9 protein-coding genes are annotated in these 17,925 nt (G+C 73.7%); 5 read left to right on the plus strand and 4 right to left on the minus strand.

All coding sequences use genetic code 11. From position 1 onward, the window contains the following. The first annotated feature begins 115 nt into the window (after positions 1-115). The gene (locus WME76_RS41045) at positions 116-1,024 is read left to right on the plus strand and encodes an NmrA family NAD(P)-binding protein (protein WP_437962219.1); all 909 of its coding nucleotides are present in this window, start codon (positions 116-118) and stop codon (positions 1,022-1,024) included. A gap of 49 nt (positions 1,025-1,073) precedes the next feature. Here WME76_RS41045 and WME76_RS41050 read toward each other — a convergent pair whose 3' ends face one another. Further along, positions 1,074-2,675, minus strand: a complete 1,602-nt coding sequence (locus WME76_RS41050) for a PAS domain-containing protein (protein ID WP_437957603.1) — start codon at positions 2,673-2,675, stop codon at positions 1,074-1,076. A gap of 749 nt (positions 2,676-3,424) precedes the next feature. Here WME76_RS41050 and WME76_RS41055 point away from each other — a divergent pair. Then, entirely contained in the window at positions 3,425-4,015 is a 591-nt protein-coding gene (locus WME76_RS41055; protein WP_437957604.1) for a helix-turn-helix domain-containing protein, read from the plus strand. Between the two features lie 5 nt (positions 4,016-4,020). On the opposite strand, the gene WME76_RS41060 is transcribed toward WME76_RS41055, so the two are convergent. Both WME76_RS41060 and WME76_RS41065 read right to left on the minus strand, forming a co-directional pair. After that, complete coding sequence (locus tag WME76_RS41060; protein ID WP_437957605.1) at positions 4,021-7,086, minus strand: PEP/pyruvate-binding domain-containing protein; 3,066 nt, start codon at positions 7,084-7,086, stop codon at positions 4,021-4,023. 190 nt (positions 7,087-7,276) lie between these two features. After that, positions 7,277-8,986 carry a glycoside hydrolase family 43 protein gene (locus WME76_RS41065; protein ID WP_437957606.1) on the minus strand — a complete coding sequence of 570 codons (1,710 nt, stop codon included), beginning with the start codon at positions 8,984-8,986 and terminating at the stop codon, positions 7,277-7,279. Between the two features lie 387 nt (positions 8,987-9,373). Here WME76_RS41065 and WME76_RS41070 point away from each other — a divergent pair, with 387 nt between their 5' ends. Further along, on the plus strand, positions 9,374-11,797 hold the full coding sequence (locus WME76_RS41070) for a hypothetical protein (protein WP_437957607.1): 2,424 nt from the start codon (positions 9,374-9,376) through the stop codon (positions 11,795-11,797). Between the two features lie 36 nt (positions 11,798-11,833). Here WME76_RS41070 and WME76_RS41075 read toward each other — a convergent pair whose 3' ends face one another. Next, positions 11,834-13,549 (minus strand): sigma 54-interacting transcriptional regulator, encoded by a 1,716-nt coding sequence (locus tag WME76_RS41075; RefSeq protein WP_437957608.1) that lies wholly within the window; start codon positions 13,547-13,549, stop codon positions 11,834-11,836. Positions 13,550-13,778: 229 nt separating this feature from the next. Here WME76_RS41075 and WME76_RS41080 point away from each other — a divergent pair, with 229 nt between their 5' ends. Next, positions 13,779-14,435 carry a hypothetical protein gene (locus tag WME76_RS41080; RefSeq protein WP_437957609.1) on the plus strand — a complete coding sequence of 219 codons (657 nt, stop codon included), beginning with the start codon at positions 13,779-13,781 and terminating at the stop codon, positions 14,433-14,435. Between the two features lie 49 nt (positions 14,436-14,484). Continuing rightward, positions 14,485-17,757: a protein kinase domain-containing protein gene (locus WME76_RS41085; protein ID WP_437957610.1), complete on the plus strand. Its 3,273-nt coding sequence runs from the start codon at positions 14,485-14,487 to the stop codon at positions 17,755-17,757. Positions 17,758-17,925: the final 168 nt, after the last annotated feature.

Raw genomic sequence — 17,925 nt, forward strand, 5'->3', positions numbered from 1 at the left:
TGGACGATCTCGCAAGCAACGTGGACGCGCTCGACTGGTCGTAGCTGCTCGAGCGCCGCATGGTTGGGAGGTGATTCGAGGCATGCATTCGCCTCAGGAAGGATAACTCATGTCCATTGAAGCGACCACCGAGCCGGTGCTGGTCACTGGCGCCACGGGCAGGCAAGGCGGAGCCGTCGCCGCTGCGCTGCTCGAGCGAGGCGTCCCCGTGCGTGCGCTCGTTCGTGATCCTGGCGCGGCCGCTGCGATCGCGTTGCGCGCTCGCGGCGCGCGCCTCGTGCGGGGCGATTTCGACGATCCCGGCTCGCTGCGCGTCGCCTGCGAGGGAGCGCGGGCGGTGTTCTCCGTGCAGCACCCGAACATGGCCGATCCCGAGTCGGACTCAGAGCGAGTGCAGGGGAAGAACCTCGTCGAGGCAGCCCGGGCGGCCTCCGTGCCGCAGTTCATCCACACCTCGGTGTCCGGGGCCGGCGCGCACCACCGGCGAGCGCCGGGCTGGGAGCTCGAGCGGGGCCATCTCCGCAACTACTGGGAGAGCAAGGCGTACACCGAAGAGCTGGTGAAGAACGCCGGATTCCGCTTCTGGACCCTCATCAAGCCGTCCTTCTTCATGGAGAACTTCGTCCGCCCTTCCATCATGTTCGAGGGGGGCACGGGGGACCGACTGCTCACCACGATCGCGCCTGACACGGAGCTGGCCCTGGTCGCCGTGCAGGACATCGGGGCAGCCGCCGCGGCGGCCGTCCAGGAGCCGTCGCGGTTCCACGGCGTGGAGCTCGAGCTCGCGAGCGAACGGTTGACGATGCGCGACATCGCCCGCGCCCTGGCCCGCGCGCTCGACATTCCCATCGAAGCTCCGTCGCTCACGGCCGACGAAGCCATCGCCCGGGGCCTGACGCCCCTGATCGCGCGCCCGCACGAGCGGCTGAACCACCACGGCAGCCCGGCCACTCCCGAGGCGGCACGAGCGCTCGGCATTCCGCTCACCGACTTCGAGACCTGGCTTCGACACCACCCTGTGTGAGGTCGGGGGCTGGCTGGCCCTCGCGGAGGACGGGAAGCGTCGGCGTCGCTCAGCGCCGCTCGCGCAGGGCGCGGAGGCAGACCTCGATGCCGGCGCGGAGGTTGCCGTGCGTGGTGACGCCCGAGAGGTCGACCCCGAGGCCGCACATGGACTGGGCGACGGCGGGCCCGATGCCGGTGAGGACGCCGCTCGCGCCGAGCAGGCGGATCGCGCGGACGATGCGGACGAGGTGGTCGGCCGTCGCGGCGTCGACGCTCTCGATGCCGGTGACGTCGATGATGGCGAAGCGAGCGCCCGTGCGCACGACCTCGTCGAGGAGCTTGCTGGTGACGTCGGTCGCGCGCGCGTCGTCGAGCGCGCCGATGAAGGGCACGGCGAGCACGCCCTCGGCGACCTGGAGGATGGGCGTGGACAGGGCGCGGATGAGCGCCTGCTGGCGCTGGATGACCGCGAGCTGATCGGCGATGGCCTCCTTCTGCCGCTCGAGCTCGGCGATGGTGGCGGCCATGTCCTCCTCGTGCTCCCGCTGCGCCGTGATGTCCGTGCCGATGGCGAGGATGTGCGTCGTGCCGTCCTGCTCGACGAGGGGCACCTTGATGATGGACATCCACCGCACCTTGCCGTCCGGGCGCGCGACGGGTTGAACCCTCGAGACCCGCTGCATGCGCGCGAGCACCTCCCGGTCCATCTCTCCGATGGTGGAGAGCTCGGCGTGGGAGGGCGGCAGATCGGCGAGGGTCTTGCCCACCGCCCCCTCCGGCGTGGTGTCGTACAGCTCGGCGTAGCCCTTGCTGACGAGCTTCATCTTGCCGTCCCGGTCCTTGACCGTGACGATGATCGGGATGGTGTCGAGCACGAGGCGGATGAACTGCCGCTCGCGCTCGAGGGCGAGCTCTACCTCCTTGAGCTCGGTGGTATCGATCCGCAGGCCGACGAAGCTGCCGTCGGCGAGGCGGCAGCTCTTGAGGGTGATCCAGCGGTCCCCGAACCGCCGCATGTAGACGTCCCCGGAGCGGCGATGGTCCGCGATGCGAGCGGCGACCCACTCGTCCTCGCTGAGGCCGCTGTGGAGGTGGATCCCGTTCCGGCAGCCCTCGCGGACGACGTTCTCGAACGTATTGCCTATCTGGATGGCGGCGGCGCATTCGGGGTAGAGCGATCGGTACGCCGTGTTGAAGAAGCAGAGCCGCTCCTCGGCGTCATAGATGACGAAGCCGACGTCGAGCGCCTCGACGGCCGCGTGCAGGCGCGCTCCTCGATCGCGCGCCGCCTGCTCGGCCCGGCGTCGCTCGGTCACGTCGCGCAGCGCGAGGAGCACGGCGGCGCACGCGCCCGCAGGGTCGACGAGCGGGCTGAGGTGCCCTTCGGCGAGGACGACGCGCTCGTTCGCGAGGTGGAGGGCGACGTCGGGCGGCAGGGCGCGCGGGGCGCGATCGCGGAGCACCTGCTCGAGCAGCGCGCCGAGGGGCGCATCGGGCCGCAGCACCTCGTCGACGCTCCTCCCGCGCGCCGTCGCCTCGGGCGTGGAGGAGAGGCGCTCGGCGGCGGGGTTCAGCGCCAGGATCCGACCGCTTTCATCGAGCAAGAGCAGCGGGTCGACGCAGGAGGTGAAGGCGAGCGAGTAGAGATCGACAGGAGCGTCGCTGGGCATCGGTGAGGAGCGTAGAGCAAGAGCCCCTCAGGGTGTCGGCTTCGGTGACCCGCATGACGCATCTACAGGCAGCGGCATGCGCCGCTCTTCATCGGCAGGACGGTGTGGAGCATCTCGGTTCCTGGAGGTGAATGCGAGCGAAAGGGCGACATCGTAGTCCAGTTGGCTGACACAGAGTGACGCTTCTTCAGCCATGAGCGACACGGATCGCGGGCTGGAGTTTGCCGGAGAGACGCGGCTCCCGGGTCGGCCGTGAAGCGAGCCGCTGCGCTGGGGGACGGGAGATCGCTTCGTCGCCGAGTGCACCTGGGACAACGCGGCCGAGAGCGAGGGGCAGTTCCAGCTCCCGCCGCAGGACGTGCCCTGGGGGGAGGGGACGAATCAGGAGATGTGCTTCATGGTCGCGTATCTATCGAAGGAGTGAGCGCCGGGCGCCGCGCTGACGGCGCCCCCGCGACCGCCCCCTCACGCCGGAGCTCGGGCTCGCGACGCGCGCCCGGGGCGACGTACGCGTTCGTGTGGGGCAAGGGGCGCCTCACGGGGTCTCACGGCCCGTGATCCCTCGCCCAGGCTTCGCCTGATGCACTTGGTACAGCTCTACCTTGACAGGTGAACAGTACTGCGCAAAAGTTGGACCGGCTAGGCCTGCGCTCGCGCCCCTGCGAAGAGAGGAGATGACAATGCCCATCATCGGACGACAGTGCACACGCGATGGCAGGACGGTCTGCCTTCGGATGAGTCAGGCCGGTTTGCCGGTCAATCACGACGGCCCGGGGCTCACGCTCGTTTACGGGTGGTCGAGCGAGGAGCGCCGCGCGCAAGGGCTCCCGGCTTCGATCCAGGGCATCGAGCTCCGCACTGACTCGGGCAAGCTCCTCCCTTTCGACTACTGCCCGTTCTGCGGCGGGGGGCTCGCGGCGAGCGCGACGAGCGTCCGAGCGACGGTGGCGCGCCGCGCCGCGCCGGAAGCCGCCCGCGTCGCGCCGGAAGCCGCCCGCGTCGCGCCGGAAGCCGCCCGCGCCGAGGTGCCGCCGGCGGAGGCCGAGCGCGCCCAGCGGAAGGTGCGTGCGATCGAGGTCGTGCCGCCTCGCCCTCCGAGCGCGCCGGCGCGCGAGCAGGCGGCGACGGACTCGATGTCGCTGAAGGTGCTTCGCGAGAAGCTCGGACTCTCGCAGGCCGAGCTCGGCGGAAAGCTCGGCCTCGCGCGCAGCTCGGTCGCCAACTACGAAAACGGACGGTCACCGCTCTCTGAACGGCTCCGCAAGTGGATCGCGAAGCACGAAGCGAAGCTCGCCGAAGGGGGGAACGGCGCAGCCCGCCGCAGGAGCGCGGCCGCGTAGAAGCCCTAGAACTCCCGGCAGTCGCCGGGGGCCTCGAGCGCGCCGAAGCTGTAGGGGCGCGCCTGCTTCACCAGCAGCCGGCGCTCCGGGCCGATCAGCTTCCACTCGATCTGCATCGCATACAGCCGGTTCTCCCCTGCCGGGTCCACCAGCGGCCGGTAGTGCGCGTGCACGGCCTCGAGGACGCAGCCGAGCCGCTGGATCTCGGGGAACGACAGCACCTCGCGCCCGCGCGACAGGCTCGAGCGCGCGTGGTAGTCCGCCTTGATCGTGCGGGGCGGCGGCGTGTACACGATCTCGTCGCTGGTCACGCCGGGCGCTGGGTTGGTGACCGACGCTTCCCCGATCTGCGCGTTGATGTAGTACTGGCTGTCGCGGATCGCGTCGAGCGCGTTGCGGCTGATGGCCACGCCCTGCGCGCGCTCCGATTGCCAGGCCTGGTGCACCAGCACCGCCATGGCCGCCCGCGCCTGCTCGACGTGGCCGAACTCGCGCTCGTCGTAAGCGCGCGTGTTCCAGAGGCTCGACCACACCGTGCGCAGCGCGTCCTCGATCGAGCTCGACGTCGCGTCGAGCTCGCCGCTGGTCGACGTGTGCAGGCCCGCGCCGTTGAAGGTGGCGAGATCCTCGGTGTTGCTGCTGCTGCGCAGGCGCACGCGCTCGCCGCCGAACCGCTCCTCGATGGCCCCCGTGATCGCCCCCAGGATCTCGGGGTCCACCGGGTGCGCCATCATCCGCGCGCGCACCGCTTCCAGCCCCTCGGCGTGCGCGTGCGGATCGGCGCGGAACTCGGGATCTTGCTCGAGCTCGGCCAGGAGATCCGCCGCGCCGCTCGACTGGAAATGATCCATGTAGTGTGAGAACGGGACAGCGAACGCCGCCGGCGGCACGAACAGCGGCATCAGATCGGGCGGGCAATACTGCCCCACGGTGTTCACCCGGTACAGCTCGGCCATGCCCGCCGCCTTGGATCCGATGCTGTCGCTCTGCGCATACGCGGCGGCGTCGAGCGAGACGATCCCGCGCACGGAGAGGTCGAGCGCCGGCGCCAGCCGCTCGCCGGTGGGCTTGCGCGCCTCCCAGTAAGCGTCCGCCTCCTGCGCGGTCGCCTCGCGGATGTCGAAGTCGGACGCGCGCACCTCGAGCCGCACCAGCTTGCCAAACAGGCCTTCGAGACGCTCGTTGTCGCGCGCGCCCCGCAAGGCCATGTTCGGCGTCCCCCGGCCGCGCGCGAGCACGTTCACGTGCGCCAGCGGCGTCTGGAAGGCCTCGGTGATGAGGCCGCCCATGAACGCCGTCTCGTTCGGCACGTCGTCCGTCACCACGATCACGTTCGGTCCGAGCTCGGCCGTCTCCAGGTCGCGCGCCGGGACGAACACCAGCGTGCCGAAGCCCTCGGCCGGGTTGAGCGGCTGGTACGTGAGCCCCGTGTACGGCGCGTTCGGGCCGACCATGGGCGCGGTCCCCTCGATCGCGCGCAGCTCGGCGACCTGGCGCGCCGCGGTGGGCCGGATCGCCCACGCCTGCGGGTCGGGCACCGCCCGCATCGCCGCGAAGAACGCGCGCCGCATCTGCGCGCCGATGATCTGGTCGCCGGGAGAGAACTCGACCGTCTTCGTGCCATTGGTGTGCTCCACCAGCGTGCCGAGGAGATACCGGCGGCCCTCGACGCGGAAGTACTCGGACTGGCTGAACAGCGCCCAGCCGAGCTCGAACTCCGCGTCCTGGTCGGGATCGCAGCGATCGAGGTGCCGCCGCCTCTCTATCTGCTCGCGGATGAAGGTGTAGTGGAGCGCCCACTCGCGCGTCCCCAGCAGGTGCACTGTGTCGTTCGCCGCCATGTCGACGACGAACTTGACGCCGGCCTCGCCGACCTCGGTGCCCCCCTTGGCCAGCTCGGCGAAGTCGCCGGCCGTCTCCAGCCGGCGCGCGCGTCCGGCCGGGAGCGCGCGCCCGGCCAGCTGGACGCAGCCGTCGTTCGCGGCGTCGGGGCTCGGCGCCTCGCAGAAGCGCGGCGCCCCGGTGGCGTCGGGCACGCGCGAGAGCGACGCGCCTTCGGGCCACGCCATGAAGTCGACGCGATCGCTCGGCGCCGGCTGGCCTGCTTGCCACAGCGTCGCCACGCCCTCGAAATCCGGCGAGGCCTCGAGATCGGTCGTTTCGCCCGCGCTCACCGGGACGCTCACGCGCTCTCCGGGCGCGAGCGTGGCGGACGGCTCCGGCCACGCGAGCAGCACGCCCGTGTCTGCGCCGGGCAGCGCCTCTCCCGGAGAGAGCGGCGAGAGCCGCAGCGCGAAGCCGTCGAGCTTCACGGCCTGATCGCTCGCGTTCAGCACCTCGACGAACCCCGCCGGTCGCAGGGCGAGCTCGGAGATGACCAGCGGCCCGGCGACGGCCGGGAAGGTCTCGGGCCACTGGAAGGGCGTGAATCGGATGCCGTCGTCGAGGTTCGGCGGCTCCGGCGGATCGCACGTGTCGCCGTTCTGGCGCTCGGGCGTGGCGTAGCGGCAGATCGACGGCTCGCCCGTGCCGTCGGGCAAGCGCGCGTAGCTCTCGGAGCGCGGCAGCTCCGGCACATCGATCCTGTCGGCGAGCTCGCACGACGCCGACCAGAGCAGCACGCGCGCGCCCGAGTTCGAGAGCTTGAACGGCAGGTGCAGCGGGCCCTGCTCGGGCGCGTCGTCTGCCCAGAGCAGCACCGTCCTCCCCGGTCCGAGCGTCAGGCCCGGCAGCCGCGTCGCCTTACCGGCCTTCTCGCCCACGTGGTACTGCCCGAGATCGAGCGGGCGATCTCCCATGTTGATCAGCTCGATGAAGTCATCCGTCTCGCCGATCTCATCGACCCAGGCGCCGTCGTTGCCCGTCATCACCTCGTTGATGCGAAGGTCGCCGCGCGCCGCGGGCGCGCCGTCCGCTGGGACCGCGAACGCGCACCCGGAGGTCGGCGGGGGCGGGTTGTTGTTCGGGCGATCCGAGCAGCCGGCGCCGATGGCGAGCGACAGCAGGCCAACCCCCACGCGCGCCTGGAGCGATCGATGCGCGTGGAGAGCGCGGGATGAAGTCGTCGTCATGCCGGCCTGGCCAGCATGCCGCATGCCACCCCTGACGGTGCGTTGTGCTGCGGAAGAACACCAATCAATTCAGATAGTTGTATGCGTGGCGTTGCGCGGCGCGCGTGCGCCGAGCTGTGCCAGCTCCCGCGCCGCCCTCGTCAGGGGGGCGCGGGGCGACGACCCCGCGAGCGGAGCCGACTCGAGCGCGTCAGTGCGGGGCCACGCGCCTTCGGCCGCGCCGCCGGAGCCCCACGGACGCCGCGAGCAACGCTGTCAGCGCGAGGGCATTTCCGGAAGGAGCGCGGCTCGCCGCGCGGCAGCTGCAACCGGCTGGGTCGCCCGATTCCCCGTCGGAGGTCCCCCCCGACGACGCCTGGGCGGAGGACATCGGGCCCGGGGGAGCCCCGCCCGTGCCGACCGTGGCCCCTCCGCCGGAGCCTGAGGCTGAGCCGGAGCCCGAGCTGGCGCCGATGCCGCCACCGCCGCTCGTGCTTCCAACCGTGGCGCCCCCGCCGGCTCCCTCGCCCCCGATGGGCGAGAACTGCCAGGAGTTCATGTTGAAGAGGTACGAATCGCCGCCGGTGAAGACCAGGTACAGGTCGTGCACGCCGGTGGCGCCGTCGACCGCACACGACGTGTCGCCCCACGTCTGCCAGTCCCCGGTCGCCGCGACCGCGCAGGTCCCCACGAGCGTGCCGTCGGGTGTCTCCAGGTGGAGCTCGATGCTGCCTCCCTGCCCGGCGCTCGCGACGCGCGCGCTGAAGCTCTCCGCCCCTTCGCCGAAGTCGACCCCGCGGAGACGCACCCAGTCTCCGTCCTCGATGTTGGAGAGGTTCATCCCCCCCTCCTCGCAGGGCTCGGTCTCGATGCCGCGTTGCGCGTTGAAGGTCTCGGCTTCGACGCGCACGTAGGGGTCGAGGTTCTTGACCTGTTTGAGCCCGTCGGTCGTGTAGGTCACTGGCACGATCGACCCGTCCTCCTTGTAGGTGAACGACTCGATCCCGAGGTTCCGGCGATAGCCCGGGGGCTCGCCGGCGTCGTTGGCGACGGAGCGATTGTGGTAGGCGTGGTACCAGGAGCCGCCGAACTCGAAGATTGCCGCGTGGTTGTTGTTGTTGTTGTTCTTCGGCGGCTGGGGCCCCACCGTGCCGCGGTGGGTGAAGCCGGAGGTGGGGCTCGAGCTCGTGAGGTAGTCGATCCGCATGCCGTTCGCGGGGTTCGTCGAGTACGACAGATAGTAAACGCCGTTCCGCTTGTGCATCCAGGATGCCTCGAAGAAGTACGGGACCGTGATCGCGGAGGCCGAGCCCGAGACGCTCACCATGTCGTTGTTCAGCTTGATGACGCGCGCGTTCTGCTCGCCGTTGCCGCCGAAGTAGAGGTACGCCTGGCCGTCGTCATCGATGAAGACCCCCGGATCGAAGAGCCAGATGTTCTGGCCCGAGGCGCCGGGGGTGCTCGAGGTGATCAGGGCGCTGCCCTTCGCGTCTCTGAACGGTCCGGTCGGGCTGTCGCTCTTGGCGACGCCGATGCCTGATCCGTTGTTGGCGAAGTACATGTAGATGTTGCCGTTGCGCTCCACGAGCGAGGGGGCCCACGTGTTGGCCGCCCAGGAGGCGTCGCGGGGCACGCGGATCACTTCCCCGTGGTCGGTCCAGTTCTTCATGTCGCTGCTCGAGATGGCCACGAACGAGGCCATCTTGTAGCCGTCGTCCGAGCCGTCCGCCTTGACGTTGTCGTCGTCGTTCGAGCCGTAGAGATAGACGCGCCCGTCGTGCACGAGCGAGGCCGGGTCGGCGAGGTAGCGGTGCGAGGCGACGGGGTAATCGGCCAGCGCCGAAGGGCTCGCGAGGAGCCCGGCCAGGAGGAGCGCGCCCCGGCAACAGGCCGTCGGCGTCAATTTTCGTGAGGAACGCATAGTCACCTGATCGGTTGGAGGCCGGAGCAGTTGAACACGGCCGCTCGGGCGGCCTGCGATGCGCCTCCCGCGTGGCTCAGACGACTTCCGGACGAGGCCGATGGGGTCCGGAGCAAAGCAAAAGGATATACGCTGGAGATTGTGAACGTTCACATTCACTGTGTCAACTTCAATCGACCGGCCTGCGGGTATGCTCGAGCTCGCAGGGAGGAGCCGGTCCTGCGCGGGCGCCCCATGGTCGCGCAGGCGCAGGATCAGCTCAGCCAGCCGCGCAGGTGAAGGTGTGAGCGTTCACAATTTCGGCAGACTCCTGCGCTGTGCGACGTGCGTGCGTCGTTTCTGCCGCTGAATGGCCCGGCTACCCTACGCATCCGAGGGACCATCCACATGAGAACCATCCAGCTTGTCGCGGCGTCGTTCATCGCCCTCCTCGGCTGCTCCGACGCGGGGGGCGGAAACCTGGGTGGGGGCGGAGCTGCGCCTGGGACGACGACCGGCGCGCAGGGCAGCGGAGGCAACCAGGGCGGCTCCGGGGGCGGAGGAGGCGACGGCGGCCTCGGGGGCTCCGGCGGCGAGAGCTCCACCTCGGGCACCGGCGGCGGCGCGGGGGGCTCCGGCGGCGAGAGCTCCACCTCGGGCACCGGCGGCGGCGGCGCGGGGGGCTCCGGCGGCGAGAGCTCCACCTCGGGCACCGGCGGCGGCGGCGCGGGGGGCTCCGGCGGCGAGAGCTCCACCTCGGGCACCGGCGGCGGCGGCGCGGGGGGCTCCGGCGGCGAGAGCTCCACCTCGGGCACCGGCGGCGCCGGGGGCACCGGCGGCGCCGGGGGCTCCGGCGGCGCCGGGGGCTCCGGCGGCGGCGGCGCCCTCGGGCCGTGCGGCATCGCAGGAACGTCGTTCGGCCCTCCGGAGGCCTTTCTCGATCTCGGTCACGAGGGCCGCCTCGCCCGGCTCTTCGTCTCCGGAGACCGCGTCCTGAGCTGGGACTACGATCGCTGGATCCTCTGGGATACGGACACCCGCGCCGCGATCGCCGACGGCCACGCGCCGGGCGGCATCGACCCCGGCGAGCCGCTGTCCGGGGGCCCGCCGTTCGAGCTGCCGGGCGGCGTGGCCCTCCGCGGCGACGTCGTGTTGATCCAGACGGACCCACAGCACGCCTTCGAGCTGCGCAGCGCCATCGACGGCTCCCTCCTGGCCTCCGTGACCGCGGCGTACGGCGAGGCGGGGCTCGCGACCGACGGAAGCTACGCCTGGACGCGCGGAGCGCCTGGCAACACGATCACCCTCTGGAGCACCGCGGGGGTCGCGCGCTGGTCCGTGGCGTTGAGCCACTACGGCGACATCCACGCGGCGCCGGACGCGCTGCGCGTCGCGCCGGGGATCGCCCCCGTGCAGCGCAGCATCGCCGTGCTGCCCGTCGACGGCTCGCCTCCCACGGTCACCCCCGAGTTCTCGGGCACGTTCCACGCCTGGTTCCAGGATGGCGAGCGATTCCTCACCACCGTCGGCACGACAGTGCGCGCGTACTCGAAGGCGGGGATCCAGGAGAGCATCGTCCACCTGCCGTCGACCACCGGGCTCGCGGGGACGCGCGAGTACTTCTGGACGCTCGTGGACAGCGCGCCGGACGCCCCGCTCCTGATCTACCGAGTCGGCGGTGGAGCCGCCCCCGTCGCCGAGTACCCTTACCCGTCCAGCTTCATCTACACCTTCGTGCCGACCGAACGGGCGCTCGCCGTGATCGCGAACGGATGGCGGAGGTTCGACGTCATCGATCTCGGCGGCCCCGAGGTGACCCGGAGCGAGCTCGAGCTGCCCTCGATCTACAACCGCAGCGTCCACGTCGACAGGGACCTGCGCTGGGCGGTCTCGAACGACTTCGGCGTGATCGTGCAGAAGGACGCCGTCACCGATGCAGAGGAGCCGGGGCCGCTCGGCTGCGGCGCGATCACCTCCATCGGAGGCTCGCCGTCGGGACGCGTGGCGCTCGCGACGGCCTCGGGGAAGACGCTGATCTACGACACGGCCGCGCTCGACGCCGGGCCGCAGGCGGTGGTCCCGTTCTACAGCTCCCACGTGCAGCTCTCGGCGGACGGCAGCCTGCTCGCCGCGCGCGCCGTCATCGCCGCCCCGTATCTCACAGACAGGTCACTCCGGCTCTTCTCGCTGCCGGACGGCGAGGAGCGCGCCTCGCTGTCGCGCGACCTCATCGTCCGGGACTTCTCGATGTCCCTCGACGGCAGCGCGGTCGGCCGCACCTACCACGTCGACGAGCGCAGGAGGGAGCGCGTCGTGAGCGACTGGTCGGGCAGCGCGCCGCGCTTCCAGGAGATCGGGCTTCATGCACCTGCGCCGCTCGTCTCCCCGGACGGTCACCACTTCGTCGTGACCGACGACCTCCCCGCCAAGGGCTGCGGGTTCACGCAGTTCTACGAGGGCAGCGCCATCGTCAACGCGGTGCCCGGGTGCGCGCTCGGCTGGCTCGACGACACCCGCGTGCTCGTCCAGACCTACGTTCACGACATCCGCACCGGCCGCTGGGTGTACGAGGCCTCGACGATCTACGACGAGCTCGGCAACCCCGTCGCCGCGCCGCCGCTGCCGGCGATCCCCGCCGTCGCCGATTCCACCGACGCTGATCACGGGATCCAGCCGGTCTCGGCGACGGTCCTCTACGCGCGCTACAACGGCGTCCTCTACGACATCGAGACGGGCGCGGCGCTCGCGACCTTCCCGCAGCGGCGAGGCGCCGCCGCCGGCGACTTCATCGTCTACCCGTGCGGCAACGGCGCGTGCGCGGAGGCCTACTAGCGGGCCGCGCGACGGCGGCGCGGGAGGAGACGAGGGTCACCCCAGGCCGAGCTCGCGCACGCGGCGGAGCAGCGCTCGCTCGGAGACCTCGAGCCGCTCGGCCATGCGCGCGACGTCGCCGCCGCACTCGCCGTGGCTGCGCGCGATCTCCTCCGGCGTGAGGTCGCCCGCGGTCCGGAACCGGGGGTGACGCTCGATCAGCAGGTACATCGACGCCCTCGACACGCCGAGCCGCTCGGCGGCCGCCGCGAGATCGAAGCGGCTCGCGCGCAGCGCATCGCCGAGCTCCTGCTCGGTCACGTCCGCGGGGCGGCGCCGGCCCGAGCGGGCCGCCGCCGTCGCCGCGCGCTTCTCGGGCAGGGGCGGCAGGAGCGGCGGGGGCGGCTCCGCGGGCGCCTCGACCGGCGGCGCGGCCGCGTGAGGGGGCACCGGCGCCGCCGCGCGCGAGAGCAGCCGCTCGACCGCGGGCGTGACCTCGGCCCGGTCGCGGCCGCGGTTGCCCACCACGAGCTGGCGCACGACGTTGCGGAGCTGGCGCACGTTGCCGGGCCAGTCGTACGCCGCCAGGCGGGCCACCACGGACGCGGGCAGCCACGCCCTGCCGCCGCCCTCCGGCGGCGCGAGCCGCTGCTCCTCGCCGACCTCCGCGAGCTCCTCGCGGAGGAAGCGCGCGAGGAGCCGGCCGAAATCGTCGCGGCGCTCGCGCAGCGGCGGGATCCAGATCTCGTAGGCGCTCAGACGGTTGAGCAGCGGCGCGCGGAAGGCGCCCGACGACACCTTCGCCTCGAGATCCGCGTCGGTCGCGGCGACGACGCGCACGTCGGCCTTCCGGATCTCCTGCGCGCCGACCGGCTGCACCTCGCCTGTCTCGAGCGCCCGCAGCAGCGCGACCTGGAGCTCGATCGGCGCCTCGCCGATCTCGTCGAGGAACAGCGTGCCGCCGCGCGCCTGCTCGAAGTAACCGAGCTGGCGCTTCACCGAGCCCGTGAAGGCGCCCCGCTCCGCGCCGAACAGCTCGGCCACGGCGAGCGACGGGGAGATCGCGCCCAGGTTGACCGCCACGAACGGCCGGTCGCGCCGCCGGCTGGAGCGATGCAGCGCCCGCGCCACGAGCTCCTTGCCGCTGCCGGTCTCGCCCCGCAGCAGCACCGGCAGCTCCAGATCCGCGACGCTGCCGATCTCCCAGAGCATCCGCCGGACGCCGTCGCTCTCGCCGGTGATCTCCCGCGGCTCGCCCGCGCCCGCGCCCGTCGAAGGGCCGAGGACGCGCTGGAGCGACGCGACGAGGTGGAGCAGGAGCACGACGCGCCGGCCGAGCTCCAGGACGACCCCCTGCTGGAGCTCCGCCGCGGAGAACGAGCGCGCGCCGCTCAGGCGCTCGCCCTGGAGGCTGACCGTCGTGCTGCTGTCGCCGAGCTCCAGCCGGAGCCCGCCGCCCGGGCCGGGCGAGAGGCGCAGCGGCCGCCGGCTCAGGTGCTCGTCGCCGAGCGGCGCGCCCGGCGCCCCGCCCGGCGGCGCGAAGTCGGGCGCCTCGCGCGACAGGAGGACCTCGCCGTCCTCGACGAGGCGCGAGAGCACGGCGCGATCGCCGATCCGTTCGAGGCGCGGGTGGTAGAGGACCGTGAGCGCCGCGACCTCGTCGCCCGACCGGCTGATCGAGGTGTCCCTCCCCTCGAGGGTCGCGCGCGCGACGTCCGTCGCGCTCGATGACGACGGCGGATGCCCATCGCGTTGCGAGCTCCCGCGCGCCATGCGCCGCGATCGTATGCCGCGCGGCGAGGGCGGCGCAAGGCGACGCGCCGGCGCCGATGGCGCGCGCGTTGCTTTCGGTTGGTCGCGGTTGGTCGAGGACCACGGACACGCGCGACGGGCGCGGCGCGCATTCCGTCGACAGCCGCCGCCGCGCGACAGCGCGCGGCGGCGCTGTCGGTTCATGCGTCGTCCGCCGCCCTGATGCGGTACACGAACAGGAGAGAGAGACATGATCACGTCGGGACACCTGAAGATTGGCGCGGTGGAGATCGTCGCTCGGGGGACGGGCAAGCAGCTCGGCTTCGCCTACACGGTGCCGGTCAACGGAGGGCAGCAGCAGCGCTGGCTGCTCCACGGCGATCCGCAGAACGCCTTCGACATCAAGCCGCCTCCGGCCGCGATGGCCTCCTTGTCGCTCGCCCAGTGGCAGGCCCAGGTGCCGGCGCTCTGGAAGCCCGGCTCGCTCTACGTCTGGGCGCACGCGAGCGTGTACCGCCACGGCGAGGTCCACGACGGCGTGTCGTGGACCAAGATCCCGCCGGCGTCGCAGCTGCCGAAGGCGAAGTTCTTCGGCGGCAACGAGGACGACCTCCAGCTCGATCCGGGCGGCGGGAGGGTGATCGACGTGCTCCAGGGGGCGTTCCGCGGGTTCGCTTTCTCGAACGGCGGCGTGCGCGATCCGGGGAGCGTCGAGTACTGGGCGCTGCCCGCGGACATGCTCCCCGGCGGGACCGGCGCGCCGCTCGGGATCGCGCCGGGGACCAAGGAGGCGACGTCGCTCCAGCAGTTCGTCGAGGTCGCCAACGGAGCCTGGGGGCCGGGCAGCGCCTTCGTGATCACGGGGTGCACCAACTACCGTGGGGACCGCGCGCCGGCCGCCCCCTGAGCCGCGCGGCGGGGCGCCTCGCGAGGGCGGCGGCCGGGAGCCGCCGTCCGTGGGGGCGACCGCCGACGCCACGGCGCCGGCCGACGCCACGGCGCCGGCCGACGCCACGGCGCCGGCCGACGACGGGGCGTCCGGGCCGGCCGCGTCGACCGGGCAGGATACTGTCGACGCGCGGCCGTTCGGCGCCCGGTCGACGGCGGGCGCCTGGGAGCCGGCGCAGGCGCCGGAGGAGGCCGGCGCAGAGGCGCAGCCGGGGCGGCTCGTCGCCGACCGCTACCGGCTCGTCGGGCGGCTCGGGGCGGGCGCGCACGGCGAGGTCTGGGCCGCCGAGGACACCGTCGTCCGCGCCGGGGTGGCCCTGAAATGGATGCGCGCCGCGGGCGGCGCGGGCCTCGCGCGCGTCCGGCGCGAGATCACGACGCTGCGGATGCTCCGCGTGCCCGGCGTGGTCCGGCTGCTCGACGACGGCGTCGAGGACGGCCGGCCCTTCCTGGTGATGGAGCGCGTGGAGGGGCGCCCCTTCCCCGGCGGCGCGGCGCAGGGCCAGGGGGCCGCGCGGCGCTTCGCGTGGGAGGCGATCACCGGCCCGACGCTCGCCCTCCTGGAGGTGCTGGCGCGCGTCCACGCGGCCGGGATCGTCCACCGCGACCTCAAGCCCGACAACATCCTCGTCGGCGCGGGCGCGCGCCCGACGGTGCTCGACTTCGGCGTCTCGCACTGGGGCGACCCCGGCGGCGACCGGCTGACCCGGGCCGGCCAGATCCTCGGCACGCCGCTCTACCTCGCGCCCGAGCAGATCCTCGGCCGCGCCGTCGACGCGCGCGCCGACCTCTACGCCGTCGGCGTGATGCTCCACGAGGCGCTCGTCGGGCGCGTGCCGCACGAGGCGGAGGACGTCCAGGCCCTCCTGCGCGCCCGGCTCGCGACGCCGGCGCCGCCCGTGCGCGAGCTCGCCCCCGAGCTGCCCGACGCCGTGGCGCAGGTCATCGATCGGCTGCTCGCGACGCGCAGCGAGGACCGCTTCCGGTCGGCGGCCGAGGTGCTCGCGGCGCTCCGGGGCGAGCCCGCGGCCAGCCGCGCCGCGCCGTCGCTGCCGCGGCTCGGCGGCGACGGGCCCGTCGCCGCCGTGATCGCGGCCGCGCGCGCCGGGCGCTCGATCGACGTGGTGGGCGCGGCCGGCTCGGGGCGCTCGCGCTGCCTCGCCGAGGCGGCCGCGGCGCTCGAGCGGGACGGGCGGGCGGTGCTGTGGACGAGGCCGGCGCAGACGCCGCTCGCGAGCCTGCAGCCGTTCGTGAGCGCGCGAGAGGACCAGGCGGGGCTCCGGCTCGCCGAGGTGATCGCGTGGGCCGAGGGGCAGCTCCGCGCCGCGCTCGCAGGGGGCGCCGTCGTGCTCGCGGACGACGCGCCCTCGATCGACCCCTGGTCCGCCGCCCTCCTCGACCGCTGCCGCGCGGGCCCGGGGACCGTGGTCCGGGCGCTCCCGGCGGCGCCCGGGGGCGCGCGCCGCGGGGACGTCGAGCACGTCGAGCACGTCGCGCGCCTCGAGCCGCTGGACGCCGCGGCGCTCCGGCCGCTCTTCGCGGGCCCGGACCGGCTGCTGCACCTGCGCGAGGACGGGGCGCGCGCGCTCTGGGACCGGACCGAGGGGCTGCCGGCGCGCGTCGACGCGGAGGTGACGCTGTGGACGCGGCTCGGCCTGGCCCGCTGGGACGGCGGCGCGCTCGCGATCGACCGCGACGCGCTCGACCGGCTGGGGACGGACCTGCTGGCCACGGCGCCCGCGAGCGCGTCGCCCCCGGCGCACCCCGGGGAGCCCCACCTGGAGGAGCTCTGCGGCTGGCTCGCGCTCGCGGGCCACCACCTGGAGCTCGCGCAGCTCGCGCAGGTGATGGGGCAGCCGCTCTGGCGCGTCGAGGGCGCGTGCGAGGCGCTCCTCGGGCGCGGGGCGGCGCGGCGCCTGCCCGGCGGGCGCGTGGCGCTGCGCGCGCAGCTCGACGTCGCGTGGGCGCCGGCGCGCCGCGCGGCCGCCCACCGCGCGATCGCGGAGGCGCTCGCGCCCGCGCAGGAGGGGCGGCTCTTCCACCTGCTCGCGGCGGACGAGGCGCGGGAGGCCGCGCGCGAGGCGGCGGCGCTCGCGCGGCGCCGCGCCGCCGAGGGGCAGCTCGGCGCCGCGGCCGGGGCGGTCGCCGAGGGGCTGCGCGCCGCGCGCCAGCACGGCCCGCAGCCGCTCATCGAGGAGGAGATCGGGCTGCTCGCGGCGTGCGTGGAGGTGGCGTTCGCGGAGGGGACGCCGCACGCGCTGGATCGCGCGCTGTACGAGCTGACGCGCGCCCGGGCGCCGCGCGCGGCGGTCGCGCGCCTCGACGCGCTGGTGCGGGCCGGCATCGCGGCGCGCGGCGCGAGCGCGTTCAGGGCGCTCGAGCTCGCCGAGGGCATCCAGGCGCTCGGGGCTCCCGCGCTGGAGCGCTGGCGGCAGCGGGTGCGGATCGTCGCGGCCGCCGTGCGCTCGGCGCCGTCGCTGCTGGAGGAGGTGATCGACGACATCGAGGCCTGGGCGTCGCGGACGGGCGAGCCGCTGTCGCGGCTCTGCCTCGCCGAGGGCAGGGCGCGCCTGCGGTACCTGCAGGGCAGGTTCGACGAGGCGGCGGCGATCCACGCCGAGGCGGCGGCGCTGGATCCGTGGCTGACGGGGCGCATCATCGCCACGCTGAACTCCGCCGCGGCGCTGCTCGAGGCGTTCCGCCACCGCGAGGCGGAGGCGCGGGCGGAGGCCGCGCGCGATCTCGCGTCGCGCTGCCGGCACGCGGCGTGGGAGGCGCGCGCCGAGTGGCTGGTCCGCGCGGCGCGCCACCGGAGGGGCGAGGCGGGCGCGCCGGATCTGGAGCTCTGCGAGGCCGTGGGCCGGCTGGGCGTCGACGAGGTGGAGGCGCTCGTGTGCCTGAACGAGGCCGCCGTGGCGTTCTCGGCCGGCTCCAACGGCGTCGCCGCGGAGCTCTCGGGGCGCTCGGCGCGCGCGTGGCGGGAGCTGGATCGGCCGTGGGGCGCGCTGCTCGCGCGGTGCCTCGCGCTCGCCAGCGGGGCGGCGCCGGGCGACGGCGAGGCGCGCGCGCTGGCGGAGCGGGCGCTCCAGTGCCCGGTGCCGGGGATCGGCCTCCAGGCGCTGGGGCTCCTCGGGCGGACGTCCCCGGAGGCCCGCGCGCTCCTGCGCGACCATGTGGACCGGCTCGCGGCGGGGATCTCGCGCGAGCGCTGGTCGCAGCGGATGGACGTGCTGTCGGTCGAGGAAGCGATCCGAGGCGCGAGCGAGCACGGCGCCGGCTGAGCGAGGGGGGATCCACGCCACACGCCCGCGGAGGGCAACCTGCGGGCCGCGCGCCTCGGGGGGCGCGCTCGTCTGCGCGGGGCCTGTCGCGCCGGCGCGCTGGCGCGTCAGCCGGCCGCCGGCGCGTCAGCCCGCCGCTGACGCGCCAGCCGGCCGCGGGCCCGTCAG

The sequence above is a fragment of the Sorangium sp. So ce119 genome (assembly GCF_051524405.1).
In the GTDB taxonomy this organism is placed as follows: Bacteria; Myxococcota_A; Polyangia; order Polyangiales; family Polyangiaceae; genus Sorangium; species Sorangium cellulosum_G.